At 42.8% G+C, this 26,455-nt stretch carries 20 protein-coding genes; 5 read left to right on the top strand and 15 right to left on the bottom strand.

Translation table 11 applies throughout. From position 1 onward, the window contains the following. Window positions 1-69 precede the first annotated feature (69 nt). Together pyrD and DK423_RS01415 are read left to right on the top strand one after the other, a co-directional pair. Window positions 70-1,089, top strand: coding sequence for a quinone-dependent dihydroorotate dehydrogenase (gene pyrD / locus DK423_RS01420; RefSeq protein ID WP_005556891.1), 1,020 nt, complete (start codon window positions 70-72; stop codon window positions 1,087-1,089). 12 nt (window positions 1,090-1,101) lie between these two features. After that, window positions 1,102-1,938: a PHP domain-containing protein gene (locus DK423_RS01415; RefSeq protein WP_061886579.1), complete on the top strand. Its 837-nt coding sequence runs from the start codon at window positions 1,102-1,104 to the stop codon at window positions 1,936-1,938. 43 nt (window positions 1,939-1,981) lie between these two features. Here the strand turns inward: DK423_RS01415 and DK423_RS01410 are convergent, their stop codons facing one another. Beyond that, window positions 1,982-2,878 carry a LysR family transcriptional regulator gene (locus tag DK423_RS01410; protein WP_005556887.1) on the bottom strand — a complete coding sequence of 299 codons (897 nt, stop codon included), beginning with the start codon at window positions 2,876-2,878 and terminating at the stop codon, window positions 1,982-1,984. A gap of 98 nt (window positions 2,879-2,976) precedes the next feature. Between DK423_RS01410 and topA the strand changes: the two genes are divergently transcribed. Beyond that, on the top strand, window positions 2,977-5,583 hold the full coding sequence (gene topA / locus DK423_RS01405; RefSeq protein ID WP_005556886.1) for a type I DNA topoisomerase: 2,607 nt from the start codon (window positions 2,977-2,979) through the stop codon (window positions 5,581-5,583). A gap of 85 nt (window positions 5,584-5,668) precedes the next feature. Here topA and DK423_RS01400 read toward each other — a convergent pair whose 3' ends face one another. The 3 genes from DK423_RS01400 to DK423_RS01390 form a co-directional block, all read right to left on the bottom strand. Beyond that, complete coding sequence (locus tag DK423_RS01400) at window positions 5,669-6,505, bottom strand: DUF4198 domain-containing protein (protein WP_109043847.1); 837 nt, start codon at window positions 6,503-6,505, stop codon at window positions 5,669-5,671. Window positions 6,506-6,632: 127 nt separating this feature from the next. Continuing rightward, a complete protein-coding gene (gene uspE, locus DK423_RS01395; RefSeq protein WP_005556884.1) occupies window positions 6,633-7,565 on the bottom strand; it encodes a universal stress protein UspE in 933 nt (310 codons plus the stop codon). A gap of 118 nt (window positions 7,566-7,683) precedes the next feature. Further along, on the bottom strand, window positions 7,684-8,457 hold the full coding sequence (locus DK423_RS01390) for an FNR family transcription factor (RefSeq protein ID WP_061886768.1): 774 nt from the start codon (window positions 8,455-8,457) through the stop codon (window positions 7,684-7,686). Between the two features lie 107 nt (window positions 8,458-8,564). On the opposite strand from DK423_RS01390, the gene DK423_RS11070 reads away from it, so the two are divergent. Further along, entirely contained in the window at window positions 8,565-8,732 is a 168-nt protein-coding gene (locus DK423_RS11070) for a hypothetical protein (protein WP_005556882.1), read from the top strand. Window positions 8,733-8,793: 61 nt separating this feature from the next. Here the strand turns inward: DK423_RS11070 and ftnA (DK423_RS01385) are convergent, their stop codons facing one another. The 11 genes from ftnA (DK423_RS01385) to rplY all read right to left on the bottom strand — a co-directional run bounded on the left by ftnA (DK423_RS01385) (window position 8,794) and on the right by rplY (window position 25,551). Further along, a complete protein-coding gene (ftnA, locus tag DK423_RS01385; protein ID WP_005556881.1) occupies window positions 8,794-9,291 on the bottom strand; it encodes a non-heme ferritin in 498 nt (165 codons plus the stop codon). A 17-nt stretch (window positions 9,292-9,308) separates the two neighbouring features. Continuing rightward, the gene (gene ftnA / locus DK423_RS01380; RefSeq protein WP_005556880.1) at window positions 9,309-9,794 is read right to left on the bottom strand and encodes a non-heme ferritin; all 486 of its coding nucleotides are present in this window, start codon (window positions 9,792-9,794) and stop codon (window positions 9,309-9,311) included. 894 nt (window positions 9,795-10,688) lie between these two features. Then, window positions 10,689-12,113 (bottom strand): exodeoxyribonuclease I, encoded by a 1,425-nt coding sequence (sbcB, locus tag DK423_RS01375; protein WP_176607397.1) that lies wholly within the window; start codon window positions 12,111-12,113, stop codon window positions 10,689-10,691. 14 nt (window positions 12,114-12,127) lie between these two features. Continuing rightward, the gene (locus tag DK423_RS01370; protein WP_005556878.1) at window positions 12,128-13,081 is read right to left on the bottom strand and encodes a hypothetical protein; all 954 of its coding nucleotides are present in this window, start codon (window positions 13,079-13,081) and stop codon (window positions 12,128-12,130) included. 76 nt (window positions 13,082-13,157) lie between these two features. Beyond that, a complete protein-coding gene (gene mukB, locus DK423_RS01365) occupies window positions 13,158-17,648 on the bottom strand; it encodes a chromosome partition protein MukB (protein ID WP_005556877.1) in 4,491 nt (1,496 codons plus the stop codon). Then, a complete protein-coding gene (mukE, locus tag DK423_RS01360; RefSeq protein WP_005556876.1) occupies window positions 17,648-18,388 on the bottom strand; it encodes a chromosome partition protein MukE in 741 nt (246 codons plus the stop codon). Before mukE ends, mukB begins: the two co-directional genes overlap by 1 nt. A gap of 20 nt (window positions 18,389-18,408) precedes the next feature. Beyond that, on the bottom strand, window positions 18,409-21,870 hold the full coding sequence (locus tag DK423_RS01355; protein ID WP_061886532.1) for an acyl-[ACP]--phospholipid O-acyltransferase: 3,462 nt from the start codon (window positions 21,868-21,870) through the stop codon (window positions 18,409-18,411). 103 nt (window positions 21,871-21,973) lie between these two features. Then, window positions 21,974-23,302: a chromosome partition protein MukF gene (gene mukF / locus DK423_RS01350; protein WP_005556874.1), complete on the bottom strand. Its 1,329-nt coding sequence runs from the start codon at window positions 23,300-23,302 to the stop codon at window positions 21,974-21,976. A 177-nt stretch (window positions 23,303-23,479) separates the two neighbouring features. Continuing rightward, entirely contained in the window at window positions 23,480-24,361 is an 882-nt protein-coding gene (locus DK423_RS01345) for a D-alanyl-D-alanine carboxypeptidase family protein (protein ID WP_061886873.1), read from the bottom strand. A gap of 146 nt (window positions 24,362-24,507) precedes the next feature. Continuing rightward, window positions 24,508-25,116, bottom strand: coding sequence for a hypothetical protein (locus tag DK423_RS01340; protein WP_005556870.1), 609 nt, complete (start codon window positions 25,114-25,116; stop codon window positions 24,508-24,510). A 147-nt stretch (window positions 25,117-25,263) separates the two neighbouring features. After that, window positions 25,264-25,551, bottom strand: a complete 288-nt coding sequence (gene rplY / locus DK423_RS01335) for a 50S ribosomal protein L25 (RefSeq protein WP_005556868.1) — start codon at window positions 25,549-25,551, stop codon at window positions 25,264-25,266. 213 nt (window positions 25,552-25,764) lie between these two features. Between rplY and DK423_RS01330 the strand changes: the two genes are divergently transcribed. After that, the gene (locus DK423_RS01330; RefSeq protein ID WP_005556867.1) at window positions 25,765-26,370 is read left to right on the top strand and encodes a DedA family protein; all 606 of its coding nucleotides are present in this window, start codon (window positions 25,765-25,767) and stop codon (window positions 26,368-26,370) included. Window positions 26,371-26,455: the final 85 nt, after the last annotated feature.

Below are 26,455 nucleotides of genomic sequence, written 5' to 3'. Positions count from 1 at the left end.
GAAAAAGTGCGGTTAATTTTGACCGCACTTTTTCATTCCACAGTTAACTATCCGGAGAGATAAACGAGTATGTATTCTTTGATTCGTAAAGGGATTTTCGCGCTTGATGCCGAAAACGCCCATGACCTAGCCATAAAATCCCTGGGGTTGGCAGCCTATCCGCCGTTTCATTTTCTGCTAAAACAACTCCTGGCTTGTCCGCCGGGCACGCCGAAAACCATTATGGGCATTGAGTTTAAAAATCCTATCGGGTTGGCAGCAGGTGCGGATAAAAACGGTGAAGCCATTGATGGTTTCGGCGCCATGGGATTCGGGTTTATTGAAGTGGGCACCGTCACGCCCTTGGCGCAAGAAGGCAATGCAAAGCCGCGCCAATTCCGTTTAATTGAAGCAGAAGGTATTATTAATCGTAACGGTTTCAATAATTATGGTATCGATCACCTCATTGAAAACGTGAAAAAAGCCAAATATGACGGCGTGCTTGGCATTAATATCGGTAAAAATAAGCTAACACCATTAGAACAAGGCAAGGATGATTACCTCATTTGTCTCAATAGAGCCTACAATTACGCCGGTTATATTACCGTCAATATTTCCTCACCGAATACGCCGGATTTACGTCAATTACAATACGGCGATTATTTTGATGATTTGCTGCAAAGCATTAAAAGCCGCCAACAAGCGCTGGCTGCGCAATATCAAAAATATGTACCTATTGCGGTGAAAATCGCACCGGATTTAACGGAAGCGGAGCTGGTTCAAATCGCCGATACGTTATTGCGTCATAAAATGGACGGTGTAATTGCCACCAATACGACAATTTCCCGAGACAACGTCACAAATTTAAAAAATGCCGAACAGCAGGGCGGATTAAGCGGAAAACCGCTACAACATAAAAGCACGGCGATTATTGCCCGCTTGCACCGGGAACTAAAAGGACAAATTCCGATTATCGGCAGCGGTGGCATTGACGGCGTACAAAACGCACAGGAAAAAATCCGGGCAGGCGCCGAGCTTTTGCAGGTGTATTCAGGCTTGATTTACCACGGACCGAAATTGGTGAAAGCATTGGTTGAGGCGATTAAATAGATGAATATCAACATGATAAAATACGATTTACACTGCCACAGCACAGCGTCTGACGGCGTATTATCACCGACGGAGGTGGTGTTGAGGGCGTATGAAAAGGGCGTGAATGTGTTGGCGTTGACCGATCATGACACCATTGCAGGCGTATCGGAAGCGCGTCAACAAGCGGAAGCATTGGGAATTCGGCTCATTAACGGCGTGGAGATTTCCACTTTATGGGAAAATCGCTCCATTCATATTGTGGGCTTAGGATTTGATATTTCGCACGAAAAAATGACCGCACTTTTGGCGGAGCAGGCACGTTTGCGTGATATTCGGGCGCAGGAAATCGGGGAAAAACTGGAAAAAATCGGTATAGCGAACGCTTATGCAGAAGCCAGAAAATTAGCCGGTGACGGCGAAGTTACCCGCGCGCATTATGCACGTCATTTGGTGCAAATCGGTAAAGTGTCTAACGACGGACAAGCCTTTAAACGTTATTTGGGACAAGGCAAATCCGCTTATGTGAAGCCGCAATGGGCGGACATTCCGTCAACCATTGAGATTATTCATCAAGCGGGTGGGGTGGCGGTGCTGGCGCATCCGTTACGTTACACCATGACCATGAAATGGGTGCGAAAACTGGCGGAGAATTTTAAGAGTTGGGGAGGTGATGCCATGGAAATTTCCGGTTGCGGGCAACGTCCTGATCAATTTCAATTGCTGGTGAAACTGGCTGAGGAACATCAATTGGCGGGATCGATGGGGTCAGATTTTCACTTTCCTTGCGCTTGGGTGGAGTTAGGAAAACTAAAACCGCTGCCGGAACATCTTCCTTTTGTTTTAGATATAAAAAATGACCTTGCCTGAACAGCAAGGTCATCAAAAAACACGTCACAAAACGACCGCACTTTTAAGGTTTTACCCTGCACAAATCCAGTTGGCTGATGAAGTCAATGAAGGCTTTGACCTTCGCCGCCAAATGACGACGGTGCGGATAGACAATATGTAAATCCAAATCCTGCTGGCGATAATCACTCAGAATTTCGACCAGTTTGCCGGAAGCCAATTCTTCCTCAATAAAGAAGCGTGGCGAATTAATAATGCCAAGCCCCGCCACACATAAAGATGTTAGCGTTAAACCGTTATTACACACCAGTTTGGAACGCATTTTAATGCGTTGGATTTTGTTGTGTTTGTTGAATTCCCAGTAAATTTGATTGCCGGTGGCTTTATATAAAAGGCAGTCATGATGCTCCAATTCTTCCGGCGTTTGCGGAATGCCGTGGGTTGCCAAATATTCCGGCGAGGCGACAAAATGCATGGAGGAGGTGGCAATTTTCTTTGCAACCAAGGAACTGTCCTGCAAATAACCGATGCGTAGGGCTAGATCGAATCCTTCGCTGACTAAATCAATCACCCGATCATTAAATTCAATTTCCATGTGTAAGTTCGGGTGCGCTTTAATAAATTGGGCAAGGTTGGGCGTAATAAAACGCAAGCCGAAATCACGCGGTACGGAAACCGTCAGATTGCCTTGTAATGAAGTGGAAAGGTTGCTGATACTGGATTCCGCATCTTCCAGTTCCAACAGAATCGGCTGGCAACGCTGATAATAAATGCTGCCGGCTTCCGTGGGTACGATTTTACGGGTGGTGCGTTGTAATAGTCGGGTTTTCAATTGCTCTTCCAGTTGAGAAACCAGCTTACTCGCCATGGCGACGGAAATATTTTGTAACGCCGCCGCCTGGGTAAAACTTTGTGTTTCAACGACTTTGCAAAATATCGAAATTGCGTTGAGTTTGTCCATTTATTGCGCCTTTTGGAAAAAAGTAGTTGACCTGCTTAAAGATAGTTAGCAATATAGCGGGCAATTTTACACAAATTAATTGCAATTAGGTAATAATAATGAGTAAATCCTTGGTTATTGTGGAGTCGCCGGCAAAGGCGAAAACCATTAATAAATATTTAGGAAACAATTATGTAGTGAAATCCAGCGTGGGGCATATTCGCGATTTGCCGACCGTGGGTTCCTCCACCGGAGAAAAAGCCAAAGCCATTTCCACCAAAGGGCTCAGTGCGGAAGAAAAACAGGCGATAAAACACAAAAAAGAGCAGGAAGCCTTAGTCAAACGCATGGGCATTGACCCTTATCACAGCTGGAAAGCCAACTATCAGATTCTCCCCGGCAAAGAAAAAGTGGTTGCCGAACTGAAGTCTCTCGCAAAAAAAGCTGACCATATTTACCTCGCCACCGATTTGGATAGAGAAGGGGAGGCGATTGCCTGGCATTTGCGTGAAGTCATCGGCGGCGATGATGAGCGTTATAGCCGCGTGGTGTTTAATGAAATTACCAAAAACGCCATTAAACAAGCCTTTGAACACCCCGAACATTTGAATATGGATCGCGTCAACGCACAGCAAACCCGTCGCTTTTTAGATCGTGTGGTAGGCTTTATGGTCTCGCCGTTACTTTGGAAAAAAGTGGCGCGCGGTTTGTCTGCCGGTCGTGTGCAATCGGTGGCGGTGAAGTTAATCGTTGAGCGTGAACGTGAAATTAAGGCTTTCGTGCCACAAGAGTATTGGGAAGTTTCCGTGCTTACCAATACACCGAAAGGCGATGAAATTCGCTTGGATGTGGCTCAATTTAAAGGTAAGAAATTCGAGCCGAAAAATGCCGAGCAAGCGCAAAGTGCGGTGGATTTTTTAAGTAAATCCGACTATGTGATTTCCGATTTAGAAACCAAGCCGACCAGTTCCCGCCCAAGAGCGCCGTTTATTACGTCAACCTTACAACAAACCGCCAGTACCCGTTTAGGCTTCGGTGTGAAGAAAACCATGATCTTGGCGCAACGTTTGTATGAAGCCGGTTACATCACTTATATGCGTACCGACTCCACCAATTTAAGCCAGGATGCGCTGAATATGGTACGCGGCTACATTGAAAAACAGTACGGTCAAGCCTATTTGCCGGCAAAACCGAATTTTTATTCCAGCAAAGAAAATGCACAAGAAGCCCATGAAGCGATTCGCCCGTCCGATATTAACGTGGGCTTGGATAATTTGGCGGGCATGGAAAAAGACGCGGTGCGTTTATATGATTTAATTTGGCGTCAATTTGTGGCGTGCCAAATGCCTGCGACGCAATATGACAGCACAACCTTAACCGTAACGGCGGGGGATTACAGTTTAACTGCGAAAGGGCGTATTTTACGTTTTGACGGTTGGACCAAAGTGTTACCGCAACAAAGTAAATCCGCAGAAGATCAGGCGTTGCCGGCGGTTTCCGTTAACGATAAACTTAACTTGTCGGAAGTGCAACCGCAGCAATATTTCACCAAACCACCGGCACGTTTCTCTGAAGCAGCGTTGGTAAAAGAATTGGAAAAACGCGGTATCGGCCGTCCTTCCACTTATGCGGCGATTATCTCTACGATTCAGGAACGCGGTTATGTGCGAACCGAAAATCGTCGTTTCTATGCGGAAAAAATGGGCGAAATCGTAACGGATCGGTTGAATCAGTCTTTCGCCGATTTAATGAACTACGATTTCACTGCCAACATGGAAGACGTGCTGGATCAAATCGCTTCCGGCGAGAAAAAATGGAAAACCGAATTAAACCAATTCTTCAAAGATTTCTCGACTCAATTGACCAAAGCGGAATTAGATGAATTGGAAGGCGGTATGCGCCCGAATAATTTGGTTGAAACGGATATTCGTTGCCCGACTTGCGGTCGCAATATGGCGATCAGAACCGCCAGCACAGGTGTATTTTTAGGTTGTACCGGCTATGCCTTACCACCAAAAGAACGTTGTAAAACCACCATTAACCTGATTCCTGAAGCGGAACTATTAAATGTGCTAGACGACGCGTCGGAAACTAAAGCGCTAATGGAACGTAAGCGCTGCCCGAAATGCGGTACGGCGATGGACAGTTATATTATCGATCCGCATCGTAAATTGCATATTTGCGGCAATAACCCGAATTGTGACGGCTATTTAGTCGAAGAAGGCAGGTTTAAGATTAAAGGTTATGACGGCCCAATCGTTGAATGCGATAAATGCGGCGGTGATATGCACCTTAAACTGGGACGCTTCGGTAAGTATATGGCGTGTACGCAATGCGATAATACGCGCAAAATTCTGAAAAACGGCGAAGTGGCGCCACCGAAAGAAGAACCGATTCATTTCCCTGAATTGAAATGCGAAAAATCCGACGCTTATTTCGTCTTGCGCGACGGCGCAGGCGGGGTATTCATGTCTGCGCATAATTTCCCGAAATCCCGTGAAACCCGAGCGCCTAAAGTGGCGGAATTAGCGTTATATCGTGATCGATTGCCGGAAAAATTAAGTTATCTGGCTGACGCACCACAAAGGGATCCGGAAGGCAATGAAGCTATCATTCGCTTTAGCCGTAAAGAAAAACGCCAATATGTCACCTCCGAAAAAAATGGCAAAGCGACAAAATGGATTGTGGATTTTGTTGACGGGAAGTGGGTAGAGCGAAAGAAATAAACAAAATCTTCACTCATGCTTCTTAAAAAGTGCGTTTAAAAAAACAATTAAATTTTTGACCGCACTTTTTTATTGATAAAGGAAATTAGTGGTGATGGTGATGTTCGTGAGGTTTATATTCCGCGCGTTTTTCACCTACCAGCAATACCAGCGTCGCATAGTTTGCTGAATGTTGACACACTTTAGGGTCACTAAACGGGATCTTGTGTATAACTTTTACTTTCCATAAACCTTCAACTAACGGTAAGAAATTAACTTTTCCATCTTTGTCCGTTTTACTCGAAAAACCTTGTACTTCACGGTGGTCTTCCGCTGATTCAATATCTTTAACCAGCACAGTGTCAGCTGTTGCGATAACAGCCTCGCCAGCTAATGGCTTACCTTTATAAAAAATTTGTAATGGGAAAACTTCACCGGCTTTGAGTTCTGCGGGACTTTTTAGTGGTACAATTTCTAACTCTTGCCCTAATTTTTCTTTATAAATTGTCGAATCTATTTTGCCATCGACAGTGACCAGACTTTTACCAAACATTTGAGTTTGCTCACAGTAGGTAGCATCTTTCATTTGTTGCATATTTTCTTGTCGCCAGCCTTTAGCATTTTGTGACCAGAAAATCGGTTTATAGGTAGCTGAGACCCAATAAGAACCCTCTGCCAGCGGTTTTTCAGCGGTGTATTGATAATTTTCGCCTTGTTGCTTTAATTCGGTGGTATTTCCGTTTTTATCGGTTAATTCAAGTGGTGCAAAAAAATGCAGTCGATCATCAGCAATTTTTTCTGCATATGGGAAATGGTGTCCGTATCCTAAATCTGCTTTTAATATATCTTCCGCGCTAATATGGGACGGTGCGGTCACCCACAGATCATGCGCTTGTGTTAAACTACTTAATCCTAATAGTGTAATTAGTAATGATTTTTTCATTGTTTTTCCTTCTGAGTTGAAATAAGTTATGTTGAGTTGATAGAAAGTAATTTTTCGAAGGAAAAAAAGTAAAGCAAAAAGAGGGCATAGTCAATACAAAAATGCCCGCCACACTGAAATTTTTAAATTAATCATTATCTTTTGACGGCTTAATCGCCAGCAAATTGGAGTTAAGTTTACTAATTACATGTTCTGCCGTATTGCCTAAAAAGGCAGCTGAAAGCCCGGTTCTACCAATAGTACCCAGAATTACTAATTCGGCTTCAATTTTCTCTGCGACCTGAGGGATGACATCTTCCGGAAAACCTTCAAGTACATGGGTGTGATCCTCACTGATGCCATATTTCTGACGCAGCGCTTTCATATTGATTAAATATTGTCCACGCAGACCGCTGCTATATTCACCTGAACTGAATTCCGGCAAATCAATTACCATATTAATCGGTGTCGGTGGATAGGCTGTGACAAGATGAATATTGCCACGATCTAAAGAATCAGCTAAATCCATACTTAATGAAACCAGTTCATCATTAAAAGAACTATGGGCTTCATTTTCATCATCAGATACGTTCACGGCAACTAAAATCCGACGCTGATGTTTCCAGTCACCGTCTTTTACTACTAAAATCGGTACCGGGCATTTGCGTAATAATTGCCAATCTACAGGTGTAACAATAAGCGATTTCAAGCTTTCTTCGGCTTTCGTATATTTCACGACCAAATCATAGCCTTGCGTTTCAACTTCCGTTGTGATGGCTTCCGCTTCATTGCTGTTCCAAACAACGGTAGCAGTAAATTCAATGCCATCAGAAGCATATTTTTCAATATAAGGCCGGATAGCTAATTTACGCTGTTCAATAACGTTGTTATGCATTTCGGAGCGTTCTTCCGAAGAAAGTAACGCAGACATTTCATAAGATAAATCGTAAATTGCGAGGAAAAGGGTAATTTTGACAGGAGACGGACTTTTTTGTTCTTGCGCCAGACGAACTGCTCTGGCAAGGGCATATTGTTTGTCATTTTCGGGGTTTAAAACCACTAGTATCTTATTGAATTTCATATACAACCTCCATTTATTGGTATAATAGGGTAGAACATTATTGAATAAATGACAAGGCAGGCAGTTTAAAAAGGTGATCCGATGCAATATTTTATATTACACCAGAAGAATAAACGGATTAAATAATCAGTTGAATTTTGTTTTTGTTGGTACCGGATAGCTCGATTAATTCCGCCATATTATTAATCGTAATGTATTTTCCTTGAACCAATAAGACACCGAGTTTTTGGAAACGTCCCAGCAAACGGCTGATGGTTTCGACGGTTAAACCAAGATAATTGCCGATATCGCCGCGAGTCATGGTTAAGCGGAATTCCCTGGCGGAAAATCCCCGGGCAGAATAACGTTGGGATAAGTTATAAATAAATGCAGCAAGGCGTTCTTCTGCATTCATTTTAGAGAGTAATAAAATCATTTCTTGATCGCTTTTAATCTCATTACTCATTAAACGCATAATTTGTTGACGCAATTTAGGCATTTTCCCGGATAAATCATCCAGAATATCGAACGGAATTTCACATACCATTGCCGTTTCTAACGCTTGAGCAAAACTCGGATGTTGCATATTCATGATGGCATCAAAACCAACTAAATCACCCGGCAAATGAAAAGAAGTAATTTGTTCTTCGCCGGTTTCACTGATGGTGTAAGATTTGATTGTGCCGGAGCGGATAGCATAGAGTGAGGTCAATTCATCACCGGCTTTGAAAAGCACTTGGGATTTCTGAATGGGTTTTTTACGTTCAATAATATTATCTAATTGATCTAATTCGTGTTCATTCAAGGTAAAAGGAATACATAGCTGGCTAATGCTACAATTTTGGCAATGAATGGCACATCCCCCGGATTGAACTCGACGTCCTAATTTTGTTTCTGTCGCTAAAATTTTCATTTATGCCCCAAATTACAGAAAAATTGAAAAAAATCGTGTAAAATTGATCTAGCTCAATAATACCACTAATCCATTAATTTAAGAAGTATAAACATAAGTGAGGATATATGGCTGTTGAAAAACTGACTAAAAAACGCTTAATTCAAATTGTCATTATGCTGATAATCCTGCTTTCCGCATTTTTTCATCGCATGTTTTATTATGAAGCAAATGAAACACCGCAATCTTCGCTAAAAACACTTGAAAAAAACACCGCACTTTCCGAACACAACTAGTAAATTTTAAAGAGAAAAAAGAAAGGCTAAGTCACTGACTTAGCCTTTCATTAAAATAGGATTAGTTGCTTGTTGCCAAAGCACCTAAATCTTTATCAACAAGGAACAAACCTTTTCCATCTTCGCCAAGAAGATTCAATTTATCCAAAATTCCGCTGAATAGTTTTTCTTCTTCGTGCTGTTCTTCAATATACCATTGTAAGAAGTTAAAAGCAGAGTAGTCCTTCTCTTCAAATGTTCTACCAACCAATTCATTGATTTTTGCAGTAATCAATTTTTCATGTTCATACGTTAATTCAAGTATTTGTTTTAACGAAGCGAATTGGTGTGGTGGTTCATCAATTGTGGTAATTACGGCCAATGCACCGGTTTCATTCAAGTAAGTGAACAATTTACGCATATGCTGCATTTCTTCAGCCGCGTGTGCAGATAAGAATTTTGCCGCGCCTTCAAAACCTTGTTGGTCGCACCATGCGCTCATTTGTAAGTATAAATTAGAAGAATAAAATTCTAAATTCATTTGGTCGTTTAATAGTTTAACCACATCATTTGATAACATTTTATTTCTCCTATTCCTTACAACGTTTTTAAATCGCGATCAATGTAGTAAAGGGCAATGCCGCTTTCGCCAAGAAGTTTAAATTTGTCCACGATACTATTGAACAATTTTTCTTCTTCATGTTGTTCCGCAACATACCATTGTAAAAAGTTAAAACTAGAGTAGTCTTTTTCGGCAAAGGTACATTCTACTAATTCATTGATTTTAGATGTAACTAACTTTTCATGCTCAAGGGTAATTTCAAAAACTTCTTTTAATGACGCATAGTCATGTTTAGGAGCTTCAATTTTACCTAATAACGGCATACCACTGGTTTCACTCACATAAGTGAATAACTTTTGCATATGTTCTAACTCTTCATCTGCATGGCGAATTAAAAATGCCGCAGCACCTTCATAACCTTGCTTATAACACCATGCACTCATTTGCAAATAAACATTTGACGAGTAAAACTCCAGATTAATTTGCTCATTTAATTTTGCTGTAATCACTTTACTAAGCATAACCAACTCCTTTCCTTAATTTGTTAATAGATAGACCGCAATACAACTTAATTTGTTGTGCACATTTTATTCACCTTATTGAGAATAGTCAATCAAATTCTCACAAAATATTCTCGTAAGTATTTAATTTAGAATGAATTTTGTAATAAAAATAATTCTCATTTAAGTAGTGTTATTGAAATAAATCCTCAGTTATAACTAAATTGTTAAGAAATTATTTAATAGAAACAGAAGGTCGTACATAACGATAAAAACCTTCTATGAATATCAACCGATTTTTATAAACCTAGATTCAGCTATAGAAGTATTTTCATCTACCTATAAAAACTCATGAATATCACATCACCATAAGCGCTCTAAAAATAAAATCTTCAAGAAATGAAGTTTGTTACCCAGTTATTTTTAAAGAGAGTAAACCTCAAATCCCAGAAGTGACTTTCTATTTATTTTATTTAACATAATATAGATTATGCGAAGTTAGTGACAAAGTAAATGAACGCTACGAATTAACAAAAACACAGACTTATTCACAAGTCACTCTTACTAGTTAAACGTGATGAAAACCGGGGTTATAAAGGTATGTAACAAGCTTGGATATGAAGTTATAGACTTTAAGTTTTAAATGTAAATATTTATTCAGCAATACTAAGGCAATAGAAATAAGACTTATAAGGAAGTTATAAGCCTATTTTAACGCTATATTTTTACTATAAAATTTTCCTTATCTTTAGAATAAATTGCGCTACGTGAATTCTGAGGTAACTATCAGTCTCGTTATGCTGAATTTTTAAAATTCACAATCATAAAAAACACGCTAAATTTCTTCAGCGTGTTTTAAGCTATATTCGTGACAGTGTCTCGTAATGTAAAATACTAAAAATTTTGACCGCACTTTTAACCGATTATTTTGGCTCCATATTCATAGACCTTTTGCAATAACATAAGATTCTCTTCATTATTAGAATATTGTTCGGCCAATTCTTGAAGGCGTTGTTCAAATTGTAAAGCCTCTGCATCTAATTTTTTACGGCAGTATTTTTGCCATTTAATTTGTTCCGCACGGTTCAGTGTATGATAGAAATGTCTGGCACGATAATGGAACAGTAATTCAGGAATTCGTGGATCTTGAAAACTAAGATTATGTTCAGCCAATTTTTCGGGTTCTAAGATCCGTAAAATCGCCATATTGTTTTTATCGGCGTCACTAAAAAAGCCGTTATACAGTTCGGTTTCAACATTATCGGAAACGTCAAATTCACGTTCCTGATGAAAAATATTCATTACTTTTTGACGAATATCTCTTGCTTCCTGCAAACGCTGTCGATTTCTTGCACATAATTCCTGATCAATACCTAAACATTCGGCGTTTTGCGGCAGTAAGGTTTTAGCCGGCGCAACAATCGGACATTTGTTGATATGAATAAGCTTCAATGGCACAGGCAATGTACCGGCAGCCAATAAGGTTTCTTTTTTGGTGTAAAGATTTTCACGCAACTCCTCTGCCGATTTTGTTAATAAATCATCAATATTGGCAGTTAAATCACAGACAATAACAGCATTTTTATTCGTCGGATGCCAGGCTAAAGGTGCAATTAACGTGGTATTTCCGCGATAATTCCCCAACATTCCCGACACATGTACCAATGGCGTCATTTCTGCAGTATCAATGAGCTTTTCAACCTCCTTTTTACCCCGATTTTCAAAGAAATATTGGAATAATTTAGGCTGTTTCTGCTTGATGAGCTTCGCCATTTCAATGGTGGCATACACATCTGACATGGCATCATGCGCATTATCGTGCACTATTCCATTGGCTTCCGTCAGTTTTTCCAGGCGGAAACTCGGCATACCTTCATCATCTAAAGGCCATTCAATACCGTCCGGGCGTAAGGCATAACAAGCACGTACCAAATCCAGCAAATCCCAACGGGAATTGCCGTTTTTCCAGCTGTATTCATAAGGATCGATAAAATTACGGTAAAACGTATAACGGGTCATTTCATCGTCATAACGAATGTTATTGAAGCCCATCACGCAAGTATTCGGTTGGCTAAACTCTTGTAAAATACGGGCGGCAAACTCCGGCTCCGGCAGCCCTTTTTCGTTGCATTCCTGTGGCGTAATTCCGGTGACTAAAACCGCTTCCGGTGCTGGCAAATAATCGTTGGTTTGCTTACAATAAAGAACAATCGGCTCACCGATAATATTAAAATCCGCGTCAGTGCGAATGCCACCGAATTGTGCCGGGCGATCCGTTGCGGGATTGACCCCAAAGCTTTCGTAATCATAAATAAAAAAACTAAAGTCGTTTTTTGCCATCATTTTTCTCAAATCTAAGCCAAAATTTTATCTAAATAATACAAACAAAAGATTGCCGTTAAGCTAAATACAATACCTAACCGGTTAATTTTACTTATTTTTTCTTTAAAAATTAATGCACCGGTGAGGGTACCTAAACAAATTACGCCGATATTCATACCGGCAAAAACCAACGTTGGATTGGAGCCAAAACTTTGATGCGCTTTAATGTAAAACAAAATATTAAAGAAATTCAGTACACCTAAAATAATGCCGCCTACAAAACTCGCTACATTCCATTTGGTTTGTTTAAATAGCAAATAAATGAACATAATGCAGGCTGCCAACGAGAACGCAATAAACAAGGTTGTAGGGAATGCGCCGCCGCTTTTTGCCACTTGTTTGAATAAAATATCAATAATACCGTAGCCGAACCATACGCCGACTAATCCTAAAACACCTTTAAAATTATTCGTAAGCTCACTCGTTCGCTTACTCACCCCTTCGGGGCCGTTGGCACAGCCAACGTTCAAAAAACGTTGTTTTTTGTCAACCGCACTTTGTTGGTTCGGTTTGCTTAATAGGCAAAATAACCCGATAAACGCCAACACAATTCCAACAAGTTTTGGTTGGCTTAAGGTTTCATGGAAGATTAAAAATGCAGCGAGAATCGGTAAGAACAAAGATAAACGTTGTGCCGCATCGGAACGTACAATGCCTGCGAATTCCACCGCTTTGGACATAATAATAAATACACTTGGTAACAAAATACCTAATGCCAAGAAAATCGGCGTATTTTCACTTTGTGCGATGAAATCCGTAAACTCAAGACCTTTGAAATCCGGTTTTAACAAAAACCAAGAAAGTGACAACGCAACAATATAGTTAAATGCAATAGCTTGTTGAATAACGATATTACGCTTGCGGGCGACTTTCAACAGTACGGAAACCGCTACGCTACAGAGGACGGCGATAATGAGATTGTGCATTTTTTATTCCTTTTAATGAAACAAAGTGCGGTCAAAAAACACTTTATTTTTTAACCGCACTTTTTCTTTTATCAAACTACTCTGCTGCGCCAAATCCGCGTAGGCCGACCACGTGAACGTGTTCGTGATTGCCGGAAATTTTCCGCACCAGTTTATAGGTAGTGCCTTTTTCCGGGCTGATATTTTCCGGGGCGGCGATGAGTAATTGCATATCCAGCCGTTCGCAAAGCTCGAACAAGGTAGAAATGGATTTGGCATCCAAACGCGCCGCTTCGTCCAAGAACAATAAGCGGCACGGCACAATATCTTTGCCGCGAATACGGCGGCTTTCTTCTTCCCAGCTTTGCACCACCATTAAGAGGATGGACATCCCGGTACCGATGGCTTCACCGGTAGATAATGCGCCGCTTTCCGCACGTAACCAACCGTCTGCGCCGCGGTATACCTCTACTTCCAAATCGAGGTAATTACGGTAATCCAGTAATTCTTCGCCGATGGTTTGTGCCGTGCGTTGCCCCACATCAATGTGCGGATTCAGGCGTTGATACAATTTCGCAATGGCTTCGGAGAAGGTCATGCGATTATCGGTGAACAAATCCTGATAATCCGATTGATTACCGGAAAGCGCATCCAACAACATAGCGTGCGTATCGCGAATGTTTACCACCAGACGCACCGATTTTACCTGACCAAAAGCGATATTTTGTAACCCTTGGTTCAGCATACGAATGCGGTTTTGTTCACGTTGAATGGTTTTACGCATAATGTTCGCCACACTTTCGGAGCTGATCGCCAGTTTTTGTTCACGACCGGTTAACTCTTCCGTTAATCGGGAAAGCTCGATTTCCATTTGCTCGATGGCATCAATCGGGTCATCGGTTTTCAGAATATCCTGACGGATACGTTCGCGCAGGTGCTGATATACCGCAATAAAGAACCGCACTTTATTTTCCGGTTTGCGGCTATCTTCCGATAAACGTAAGGCATCGCGCAGGTATTCGTTATCGGCAACCGCCGTACGCAACGCACCAAGGGCTTTATCCGACATGGAACGTAACTCATCGGCGGATAAATACGCTAATTCGCGGCGATTAAGGCGTTTTTCCACGTCAGAGTTACGGGATAAACGAAGCACCACGCACCAGCTCATTTTGGCTGCCGTCACCAGTTCCCGCTGGGTTTTGTAATCGCGTTCCGCTTTACGAATGCGACGGGTAAGATTTTCCGCTTCGCTTTCAATAAGGGTGAGTTGTTTTTCAATGTATGAACGGCGCTGGCGATTAGTGGAAAGCTGTTGATACAACTCGTCTCGACGGATTTTCGCCCTATCTTCCGCACCTTCGTCGGCACGCACACCCAATTCGCCGATTTCCTGCATTAATTCCTGCAACATTTGATTCTTGCTGTTGAAAGAACTTTGCAGCTGAATCAACACTTGATTGTATTGCGCGTATTGCGCCTGAACCTGGCGTAATTGCTCACGCTGAGTTTCCCGCTGTTGTTGCATTTGCTCCAAACGGGCACGTAATTGTTCATTTAATTCGGACGTTTCCGTTTGTACGCTTTCCGCATAGTTGAAATGGGCTTTACGTTGCACCACATCCGCCAAAGCAAACACTTTTTGTTGCACCCGTTTTTGCAGTTGAATGGCTTGCTCATAATCGGCTTTAAAGTGCTCGTAATTTTCCGGATCGCTTTGCAAGGTATTCGCAATGGGTTCTAATTGTGACAACGTGACACCATGTTGACGGATAAATAACTCATCCTGTTCGGCTAAATCCAGCTGTTCACGACACTCTTCAATACGATCGGTTAAACTATCATCCGCCAGTAATGGTAATTGCGGAATCAATTTATTTAACAACTGTATACGTTCCTTCGCATCATCCAAACGAATGCGAATTTGCTGTTCGCCGGTCAATAATTGATTTAATTCACGTTCAATTTCATTGCGTTGCTGATTGGTCTGTGCCATGACCTGTTCCGGATTATCCTGGAACGCCAAAGCCAAATGTAAACCGACGAATTGGCTGAAATGTTCGTGTAAACGTTGGCATTTTTGTACGTCAAACGCGCGTTGCGCATACTGTTCTGCGACATCCTCACGTTTTGCCTGTAATTCTTCCAAATGTTTTTCACGGGCGGCGCGGCCGAATAACGGAATTTCCGGGAATTTGGAATAACGTAATTCACGATCGGACACCTGTACCACAACGCCCAGTTCCAGTTCCTGCGCGGAAAGTACGCTGTCGTCAAATGCCGCCGGATCACCTTCGATGAGATATAAATCTTCCGGGCAATCTTCCAGATTGGCAAGTTGTTCTTTTACCGCCGCTAAATCGCGCACCACAATGGCATGACGCGCCGGGCCATATAAGGCGGAGAAATAAGGCGCATCTTCAATCGGTACATCATCATATAATTCGGAAAGCAACACGCCGCCGAAACGCTCCGCCAGCACATTCAAACGGGCATCTTCGGAACCGTCCAGTTGGCTTAATCGACTGATTTGTTCGTCTAATTGCTGACGCTGTAACTCAAGCTGATCGCGCTCCATCGTGAATTCACGCTCTTTAACCAACTGCGCCTGCATGAAATTCATCACGTCCCGGCTGTCGGTAAATTGTTCACCGCTTTGATCCTGCAATCGTTCCAAGGCAGCTTGTGCTGTGAGCCATGCCGGCGCTTTACGGGCATTTTCTTCATAAAGTGCGGTCAAATTTTCACGTTTTTGGCGAAGGGTTGAACGCTGCTCCACTAAGTCCGAAAGTTCAGCCGACAAATCCTCAATTAAGGCGTCTTGTTCGCCGTAAAATGCTTCTAACTCGTCCGCCGTTTCTAAGTTCTGGTTCGCACGTTGATTAAAATCTTTTAATAATCTGACCGCACTTTGTTGTTGATTCAGACGCTGTTCCAACTCATGTAATTTAGCGCGTAATTGTGGTGTTTGTTGTGCTTGCAGTTTCTGGGTCGGATATTCGCGCAACAATTCTTTCGCACTCTCCCAAGCGGCGGAACGTGGCACATCGCCGGCGATTTTGCAAACCAATTGGTAGGCTTTGTCGAATTGTGTTTTCGCCGCCTCGGAAATAGACATTTTTTGTTCAAGTTCAAGCACTTTATCCGTCAGTACGTCTGCTTGCGCTTCAAATTCTTCGTGATAAGCATCCACATTTTTCACGGCTAAATCCGCCAAACCGCACAACGTTTTGGCTTTTTCTAAGGCTTGAATGGCTTGTTGATATTGCAATGCACGGGTTTGTTGCGCATCCAATGCCTGTTGATAATCCGCCAATTGCGAACGCAGATTATCCACTTCTTGTTCCGTTTGTTCAAATTGCGCCTGGCTTTCTTCTAACTGCTCGTTGGCAGTTTCCACCACCATTTTTTGCTCTTCCAAACGCTCGGTCAGTTCACTGACATCTTCCTGATAGCGGGAAATTTTTTCCTGATGGCGTAAGGCATTCAGCACTAAATTCAAATGATCTAGCGCGCTTTGGTGATCCACTTCCAAGGTTTTTTCATTTTCCGCCAACTCGGCGGCTTCACGGCTTAAATCCACTAAGCGATGCTGCGATAAATCCTGTTCGGATTTGGCTTTATACCACTCCTGACGGAAATTTAACGCGTTTTCGATGTTGCCACGGCGCTCGTTGGCGTTGCGCATGTAATCCGCCGCCACATAATTAGTGGATTCGGTGATTAAATGCTTGAATAAATCGCGATCCGCTTGGGTCACTTTAATGGCTTCCAACGTCATGCGGTTTTCACGTAAAGCGCTTTCCATGTCTTGGAACGCTTTTTTCACCCCAAGATTTTCCGGCAATAAATAATCACGCAAAGAACGGGTAATGGCGCTGGAAATACCGCCGTATAAAGAGGCTTCGATGAGTTTGTAGAATTTGCTGCGATCGGAAGAGGAACGTAAGCGTTTCGGAATAATTCCCAAGTCGAACATCATGCCGTGGTAATCGGTGATGGAATGGTATTGCTTAAATTGCGCACCACCCGGTTCTACTTTGTCTTTTAATTCATTTAAAGTCAGCACGCGGGCTTGACGTTCATTGATGGTTTCGGTGAAAAGTGCGGTCGGATTTACCGATAATTCTACGCCTTGAATGGAAAAGGTTTTTAAATCCACTTTCTTGTCGCGTCCCGCCACCTGTTGCAAACGCACGCCGACAATCACACGTTGATGACGGGAGTTAATGGTATCCAGCGCGGCATAACAAACGCCCGGACGCAATTTTCCGTGCAAGCCTTTATCGCGTGAACCGCTAGTCGCCCCGGCTTCCGTGGTATTACGGAAATGCAATAAAGTTAAATCGGGAATTAACGCCGTCACAAATCCCGCCATGGTGGTGGATTTACCGGCACCGTTACCGCCCGATAAAGTGGTAACCAATTCGTCTAAATCAAAGGTACGGGCAAAAAAACCGTTCCAGTTGATGAGCGTTAGAGAACGGAATTTACCGCGTTCTACCCCACTTTTTTGGCTAAAGATAACAGGCGTGGTTTCAGCCGCCGTATCCATTACGTCATTTTCCAGGGATAATTCTTCAGTCATTATTCTTGTTCCTCTTCTACGAATTCTTCTTCAACTTCCGCATCATTTTCGCTGTTTTCGGCATCATTTTGTAACGCCTGCTTTTCTGCCTGTAAGGATTGCGGGGTTGCCGCTTCACCATCGCGGATTAAGCGTAATTGCGCTTCAATCGGATCATCGCCGGCACGCACTTCCGCGCCAAAGCGGAATACGGATTCGGAAATAGTAAATTTACCGCTATTCGGCTCGCCTACGGTGTAAATCATACCCAAACGGCGCAAACGACCGATTGCCGCCCGCACTTTTTCCGCCAATTTTTGTTTATCCAAATCGGAACCGCTGGAACGTTGATTCACCGCCTTCAGCAACTTGCCTTCATCGGCTAAATTCAGCAGCTCGTCATACACTTCCTGCGTGCTGAAAATCCCCTGTTGCGCCAAGCGTTCCGGGCTTAAATACAAATAACACAACACCTTACCCACCAACATTTCCAATTCCGTTAACACGGAACGGGCGATTAACGTCGTCGCTTTCGGGCGTAAATAGAAAAAACCTTCCGGCGCACGGATAAGTTCCACGTTATAACGACGATAAAACAAATCCAGCTCCGATTGAAAATCTAATAAAAAGGCGTGGTTATCCAAATGTTCCGTGCCGATATGTTTACCGGAACGCAATTGGCTATCCACAGCCGGAAATAACGGATTGGCAATGGCGGCTGCCAATTTCGGGGAAATTACATCTAGGTTATTTTCTGTCATGTTGTTTCTCTGTTTTGTGTTTATTCGTTATGTTGCACCAATGCGGCGGCGAGTTTTTTCGCCCCTTTGAAATTCACCTTACCGCTTGCCAAGGTTGGGATTTCATCCACTTTAAAGACAAAAGACGGTTGCATTAACGGCGGTATAGCTGAATTTTTTAAGGTATCCACGACCGCATTAATATCCAATTCAGTTTTCACTAAAAGCACCACGGCTTCGCCTTTTTTCTCATCCGGCACGTTGGCGGCGGTAAATTGCACCTCATCATTTAAAACCTGCGCAATTTGTTCTTCAACACTGCCTAAACTAATCATTTCGCCGCCGACTTTAGCAAAGCGGGAATAACGGTCAACGATGGTAATAAAACCGTTTTCATCAATATGCCCTTTGTCACCCGCCTTGTAATAACGCACACCGTCGATTTCGGCAATCACTTCGGCGGTTTTCTCGGCATCGTTCAAGTAGCCTTTCATTACCTGTCCGCCACCGATTAAAATTAAACCGTCTTCACCGGTAGCAAGTTCCCGCAGGCTTTCCGGATCCACAATTTTAATAATGGTGCCCGGCAACGGTAAGCCGACGGAGCCCTGCTTGTTAAAGGTCAGTTCTTTTAAGGTTTCTTTTTCCAGAATATTCGGCATATTCACCGCTGCAACCGGTGCGGTTTCGGTGGTGCCGTAGCCTTCATAAATGTCTAAGCCGAATTTCAAACGGAACGCTTCTTTCACGTCTGCTTTCAGTTTTTCCGCGCCTGCAACCACCATGCGGATATTCTGGAACATTAGCGGGTGCAATTTTTTATTTCGATTGTACAGACGGAAAAACGTTGAAGTGCCGAATAAAATGCTGACATTATGGCGCGCCGCCATTTTGCCCACGGCGGCGCCGTCCGTCGGATCAGGCACGCTCACCATTTTCACCCCTTCACATAACGGAAGTAACGTTGTCACGGTTAACCCGAAAGAATGGAAAATCGGCAAGGAATTTAAAATTACATCGTTTTTTCTGAAATTCAATAAGTCACTGATTTGACGAATGTTGGTTAATAGATTTTTATGGGTTAATTCAACGCCCTTCGGCTCCCCTTCACTGCCACTACTGAATAAGATAGTTGCGGTGTCGTCCAGGCTTACATCGGCAAAATTCAATAATTTAATCCAGCCCGCCGGGACAAAAAGTGCGGTCAAAAATGCCAGCGTTTTTTGTGTTTTGCCGATAGACTTGCCTAATGTTTCCATCATCACCGCTTTGTCGGAGAGCAGCACCTGATAATCAAATCCTTTGCCGGTTAATTTTGCGAGGAATTTTTCGGAAGTAATCACCTGTTGAATGTTGGCTTTTTTCAGTGCCAACGCCATACTTTGTTCGCTTAAGGTGTAATTCAGATTCACCGGCACTTTACCGTTCACAAATAACGCTATATTCACGATGGCGCCCATGGCGGAGCTTGGCAATAATACACCGATATTTTTCTCGTTATTCAGCGTTTGTTTAAACAGCTTACTGAATAACAATACTGCACTGAGAAATTTCCCATTGGTCAGTTCCGTGCCCATGCTATCGGCAACGCATTCGCGGAATAAATTGCTTTTAGCCATTTCCAGCCAATAATGGGTCAACGGTTGTTGACGGGAAATAAAACTTTCCCAAGAAGAAAACGATAACTCGACCACTTTTTGTTTCATGGCAACATGATCGATAAACTCTCGAATCGGCTTGCCGAACGCCACGATAATGTCGCGTTTACCGCGTTGTTTGGTCAGTTCTTTATAATGTTCGTCCCCACGGGAGAAGCTGGAACCCCACAAACCACGCAAATAAAACGGCACGACGCATACATCTTGCCATTCTTTAATGCTTAATTCGTAGCCGCATTGGAATTCGTTAATCTGTCCGTTATAGCTGATATGCCCTTCCGGGAACAACGCCACCACTTCGCCGTTTTCCAAATACTGACGAATGGTTTCGATGCTTTCCTTGCTGGAACCCGCGCCGATAGGAATCACTTTGAAGAATTTGAAAATCCAGGTGAGATACCATTTGTTGTAAATGCCGCGATACATCACGAATTTAATGGCGCGCGGGCTGGCGGCTTGCAGCACTAACCAGTCGATCCAGCTGATATGGTTACCCAATAACAATACACCGCCGCTTTGCGGTAAATTCTTCAAACCTTCCACATGGAAACGATAGCCGGTTTTCAGGAACAACAATAAAAATAAACGGGTGAATAAATGCGGCAATTGCAAAATGGCATACAAGGAACCGACAAAACAGACTACGGAAACGAAAATAAACAAGCCGGTGGTGGAAATATCCGCATAAACAAACGCGATGCTTAACAGCAAAAAGCCAATCATCGCGATGTTTTGTATGAAGTTATTGCCGGCAATAATTTTCCCCATTTTGGCTTCCGGTGCGAAGAATTGAATAGTGGCATTGAGCGGCACGATAAATAGCCCGCCGAATAAACCGAAACAGAAGGAACAGAAACTAATCAACAGCGCATTGCCGGAAGACGCCAGGAAAAATAAGGAAACAAATAACCCTAGCGCACCGAGGGGGACAATGCCTAATTCAATATGATGTTTGGACATGGCGCCCGCAATGTAGGAACCGACAATTGAACCGATGCCGCTGATGGCTAAAATCATTTGGATAATTAACGCGTTATCATCGTTAAACAGCATTTTGTAATGCGCCGGAAATGCCGCCACAATCACCTGTGAAACACCCCAGAAAATACTTAATCCGATAATGCTGAGCCAAATATTCTTATCGGCGCGAACTAATTTCATGTTTTCTCTTAGGTAGCTTAAAGAGAAATATTTTTTGCCGCTGAATTGCGTTTGTTGTTCACTTTCTACCGGTGGGAAATATGGCAATCTAAAGGCGAAAACCGCTTCAAATGCACTGAAAATCACCATTAAGAAACCGATCACATAAATGCTGGAAAGAATATCTGCCGGGTTGTCGCCCGCCACATAAATGGCTTCAAAAAGATAAGAGAAGGCAAAGGAACTGAATAAAATCGCCACGATGGTTAAGGCTTGAATGATACCGTTGGCGGCGCCCAGATTTTCCGTGCCCACAATGGATTTGATAATCCCGTATTTGGCGGGAGAATAAACCGCACTTTGCACTGCCAGAATCAAGGTCAGCAGGAAAGCAAGCTCAAATGCGCCAAAAAAGTAGCTGAGGAAAATCGCAAAGGAAATCAACACGCCGGCAACGGCAGCATAACGAATGACTTTCGTTTGGGAATATTTGTCATTAATAAAACCAGAAGGTGAAAACAGAAACACGAAAGGTAACAGAATCATGGCATTGACTAACGCTGTCAGCACCACTAACGTATCGCCGTCAAAACTTTTTAACAGCACGTTTTGAATAGTAATTTTATGCGCCAAATCCACGCCCGCATTTAAAAATGCAATGGCGAGATAAGGTAAAAAGCCGCGGATTTTGAGTAATTCTTTCATGTTTTCCTTTATATTGATTCGTTTTTATCAAAAAGTGCGGTCGGAATTTTACGCGTTTTTTTGTTCTCCCTTAAAAACTTTTTTAAAAACAACCGCACTTTTTTTAGCTTTTATATTCATCAATAACATTCGCCTGCACTTCCGCGCAGCGCTCGTTAATGCTTTCCCAAATCGGATAAATACCGCTTAAATCGGCGCTTGCCATGCCCAGACGCACCGCTTGATCCACGATAATCCGCGCCACATCGAAATGTTGCGACAACGGATAACTTTCCAGTTGTTGTTTTAATACCATGCTCAAATTAATCGGACGTTGATGTTCGCGGTAATCAATAAGTAAGGTTTGCATATGCTCCACAATCTGCTCGCGAATATCCGCCAGGGATTCGTATTGCAACTCCTCCGGTAATTCGCCCAGCGCATCTTCTTCGCGCAACGCCAGTTCTTCGTCGCGCAAATCCACCAAACGCTCCGCCTGTGCCGTCCATAAAAACCACGGATGCTCGAAATAATTATGAATGGAATTGCGTAAACGCTGTGAGAAGACCCGATTTTTATCCATGTCGATAGCGGTACGGATAAATTTGTGTACATGGCGGTCGTAGCCGATCCACAAATCAATGGCTTGTTGTCCCCAGCTGATAATGCGGTCTAGTTTCGCTTGTAAATTGGTGATCAGTTCATCAATAAAATACAGTTCACCGCGCCCGATAACGCAATCCTGAATGCGCAGTAACTGCGCCTGCAATTTGTCGCCGGCGGCATTGAGGGTGTCTTGCAATTCGCGTAAATTGCCCGAGGTTTCGTCTAATAATTGTTCGCAACTGGAAATCGCCGCCTGCCAATCTTTGCTTAACAAACCGGCAATTTCGTCCTTAATGCTCTGCTGATTTTCGTCCATAATGCGTTGCGATAAATCGATGCTGTCGAAAATTTCCGCCACAGAATATTTCAACGGCGCAAACACGTTACGACGCCAATAATGTTCGTCGCCGTCTTCTTCGGCAGCGTCGGAGGCGCGTTGAATTTCATCGGCGACAATGGAAAGCTGAACGGAAAGGCGTAAAGCGGAAAATTCGCGTTGACGAATGTAATAATCGGACACGCCGACACCCAGCGGGGTTAAGCGGTAAATTGCCAAACCTTCGGTAAATTCACTGCTGAAGCGGTTAAGAAAGCGCTGTTTTACCAATTCGTTAATGGCGTTATTAGCGCGGGTGGCAATGGTTTCCTGAGATTGCTTAAAGGCGCCGGAAACGTGGCGAAAAATGTCCACCAGATCCGATTCGATCATTTCACCGTCAAAACGTTCGTTATTATAAATGGCAATCGCCAATAAAAACGCCAGACGATCGGTGGGTAAATTCAACGAAAACTCGCGTTCTTTCGCCCATGAAACCAGTTCTGGAATTGTTTGTGATGTTTCAAGCATTAAGGGATCTCACAATGCATTATTTAAACAAAAAATTGCTGAGATTATACAGGATTTTGATTGTTCTAACAGCTTGAAAATAGCAAGTGCGGTGAAAATTTGAAGAATTTATAACGGTTTTCTTTTTAAGATAACGATTTTATAAAAATCGCTAAAAAAGAGGCGGAAGATCCCTTTCTAGCCCGCCACTTTTCGGATTAATTCGTCCATTCCGGCTTCGTCATAGCCCTCTTCATACTGCATATCATCCACAAAGTCTCGCAGTACCTTGCTGTTTAATGCGGTACAACCGTATTTTTCCAGTTTATTTTTGGTGAAACTGGAGCGGTATGCCGAAGAACTGTTATTCAGGCTAATTACGCCGATGGTGGCACGATTATTGCAAGGCACGTTATTGACGAACACCAGATTGTAGCCCGATTCACGAATGTAGCCGGTTTTATTAATTGCCGCGCTGAACATTTCATCACGCACCAATTTGTTGGTGTTTTTCACAAACACGTTGCGCTTCCCTGCTTTCACATACGTAGAGGAAATATTGGAAAATGCTTTGATTTCCGGTTTTTTCATGGAGTATTTGGTGAGTTTCACCAAGTCCATCACGCTGGATACGTTATGATTAGACAAACCTGAACTGTCACTGAAACGGGTGGATGTCATACCCAATTGTCTGGCTTTTTCGTTCATTTTGCCGATAAATTGTAAGCGTGTCATGCCGGCGGAGCGGGACAAGGCGTGAGCGGCATAATTGTCGGAATGCACCAACATCATTTTCAGCAATTCACGGCAGGAAATCGGCGTATATTTAGGTAACTTGGTGTGCGTGCCTTTAATGTAGTCAAAATCGTCGTCGGTAATGGAAGCGGTACAGCGGGGATTTTTGTTGTGTTCCAGAAATACGTTTGCCGTCATCAGTTTGGTGACGGAAGCTATCGGACGCACGGTATTCGGCGCACCGCTTTCCAGCACTTTATTGTGGGCAAAATCATACACCACATAAGATTGCGCCATGGCAACGGTAGGCAACAGAAACAACAAAGGAAAAACTTTTTTTAACATAGGACATTCGGAGAAATCAAAACCGCTGCTATTTTAGCAGGTTTCTTTCAACTGGGTTAAAAAACATTGTTTTTTGTCACCGCACTGTGGAGGAATAAAAAATCGCCTTATCGGTCAACAATAAGGCGATTTTCTTGTGGTCGGAATTATTTAGATTCTTGAGCCGGCGCTGCAGGTTCTGTTGCAGGTGCAGCCGGAGCAGGATTAAATTTTTGTTCTAAAGCGACGCTTTGTTTTTGTAGCTCTAACATCGCATCTCTTAATTTTTCTGCTTTTTCCATGTAAGCTTTTTGTTGTTCTGGTGTCGGGCCAGCTAAACTTACATTCGCTTGTTCAACCAATAGGTTGCTGGCTAAACCAAGTACGTTTTTGGTTTGTTCTTTCACCGCTTTTACAGAATCGGCGCTGATATTCAACGCATCTAAGCTGGCGATGGTGTCTTGTACGGATTTATTGAAAACATCAATAGCTTCCTGAACTTTCTTATCATTTTTCTCTTGCACCGCAGCAACTAAATCCTGTTGGAATTTTTGTTGTGCCTGAAGCTGGGTTTGTTCTTGAGATTTGTTCCAATCTACTAATTTTTTGTAATCAGCCGTCTCATCGGTTTTTAGCTCTTCGGCAGTCGCCGGTGCTGATTGTGTTTGTGCTGCCGCTTCCGGTTTGGCATCCGGCGCTTTGTCTGCCGATTTATCACAAGCAGTTAAGAAAAGGGCAAATAAAGCAGTTGCACTGATTTTAGTAAATTTGTTCATATTAAAATCCTTTATGGGTTTATGGATAAGTATTGGTCCGATAAACGGACAAAATACGGGGCTTAGACAGAAAATTAAATTATTTGTTCCGAACTTTATTTCCGCCTAAAGAAAAAACTCCGGCAATAACCGGAGTTTTATCAATCATTAAACACGTTTGAAGTCAACGTGAACCAATTTTGGTTTGAACGGGTGACGTTGCATTGCTTGCACTTTCACAGCCACTTCTTTTCCATCAATCACTAGCGTAATCACGTCAGAATAGAAAGTATCGTGCACTTGTGCATTGTTTACATCATCATGATTTAAAATGATGGAAACCGGCGCTTCGCTACCACCGTAAACGATAGCAGGAATTTGACCGTTGTGACGCAGGCGGCGGCTCGCACCCTTACCTTGCGCCGTACGAACTTCAGCGTTAAATTTAAATGCCATTTTAATATTCTCTTAATGTAAAAAGATTTAAATAAAAAATCGCAGGCGACCCAGCGAGTTCACAAAATTTGCTCAAAGCCTGAACTTTGAGGTGGTGCATTATAATGAATTCACAAATGTAAAGCAAATTAAAATCCCATAATTTCCCTAGATATTACAACTAAAAACAGGCTAAAATAACGCGTTCTTTTTTATCGATTTTAAGAGTATATAATGGAATTTTTAATTAGTTTTTTTACCGATTACGGTTATTTCGCCGTTTTATTCGTGTTGATTATTTGTGGCTTTGGCGTGCCGATTCCGGAAGATATTACTTTAGTTTCCGGCGGCGTCATTTCAGGTTTAGGCTACGCCAATGTACACGTTATGTTGCTGGTCAGCTTCTTCGGCGTATTGTCGGGCGACAGTACCATGTATTGGTTAGGACGTATTTATGGCGTAAAAATCTTACGCTTTCGCCCGATTCGCCGTTTCCTAACGGTAGAACGCTTACGTTTGGTTCGCAATAAATTTGATCAGTACGGCAACCGTGTCTTATTTATCGCCCGCTTTCTGCCGGGACTACGCGCACCGATTTACATGGTTGCAGGCATTACCCGTCGTGTCAGTTTCATCCGCTTTCTTTTATTGGATTTAGTCGCTTCCATTATTTCCGTTCCGATTTGGGTATATTTAGGCGATTTCGGCGCCAGTAATCTGGATTGGTTGCACGAACAAATTAAAAAAGGACAGTCGGTAATTTATGTTCTGGTTGCCGTTTTAGTCATATTCGTTGCCTGGAAATGGTATAAAGCACGCAAAACAAAACCCGCCAACTAAAAGTGCGGTCATCTTTGATGCACTTTTCACTTCAAAAACACTGAAAATTTCAACCGCACTTTTCATAAATAAACAAAACCCCGCT

Origin of the sequence: Aggregatibacter actinomycetemcomitans (assembly GCF_003130205.1) — a bacterium.
Lineage (GTDB): Bacteria > Pseudomonadota > Gammaproteobacteria > Enterobacterales > Pasteurellaceae > Aggregatibacter > Aggregatibacter actinomycetemcomitans_A.
This window is presented reverse-complemented; position numbering and strand designations above follow the sequence as displayed.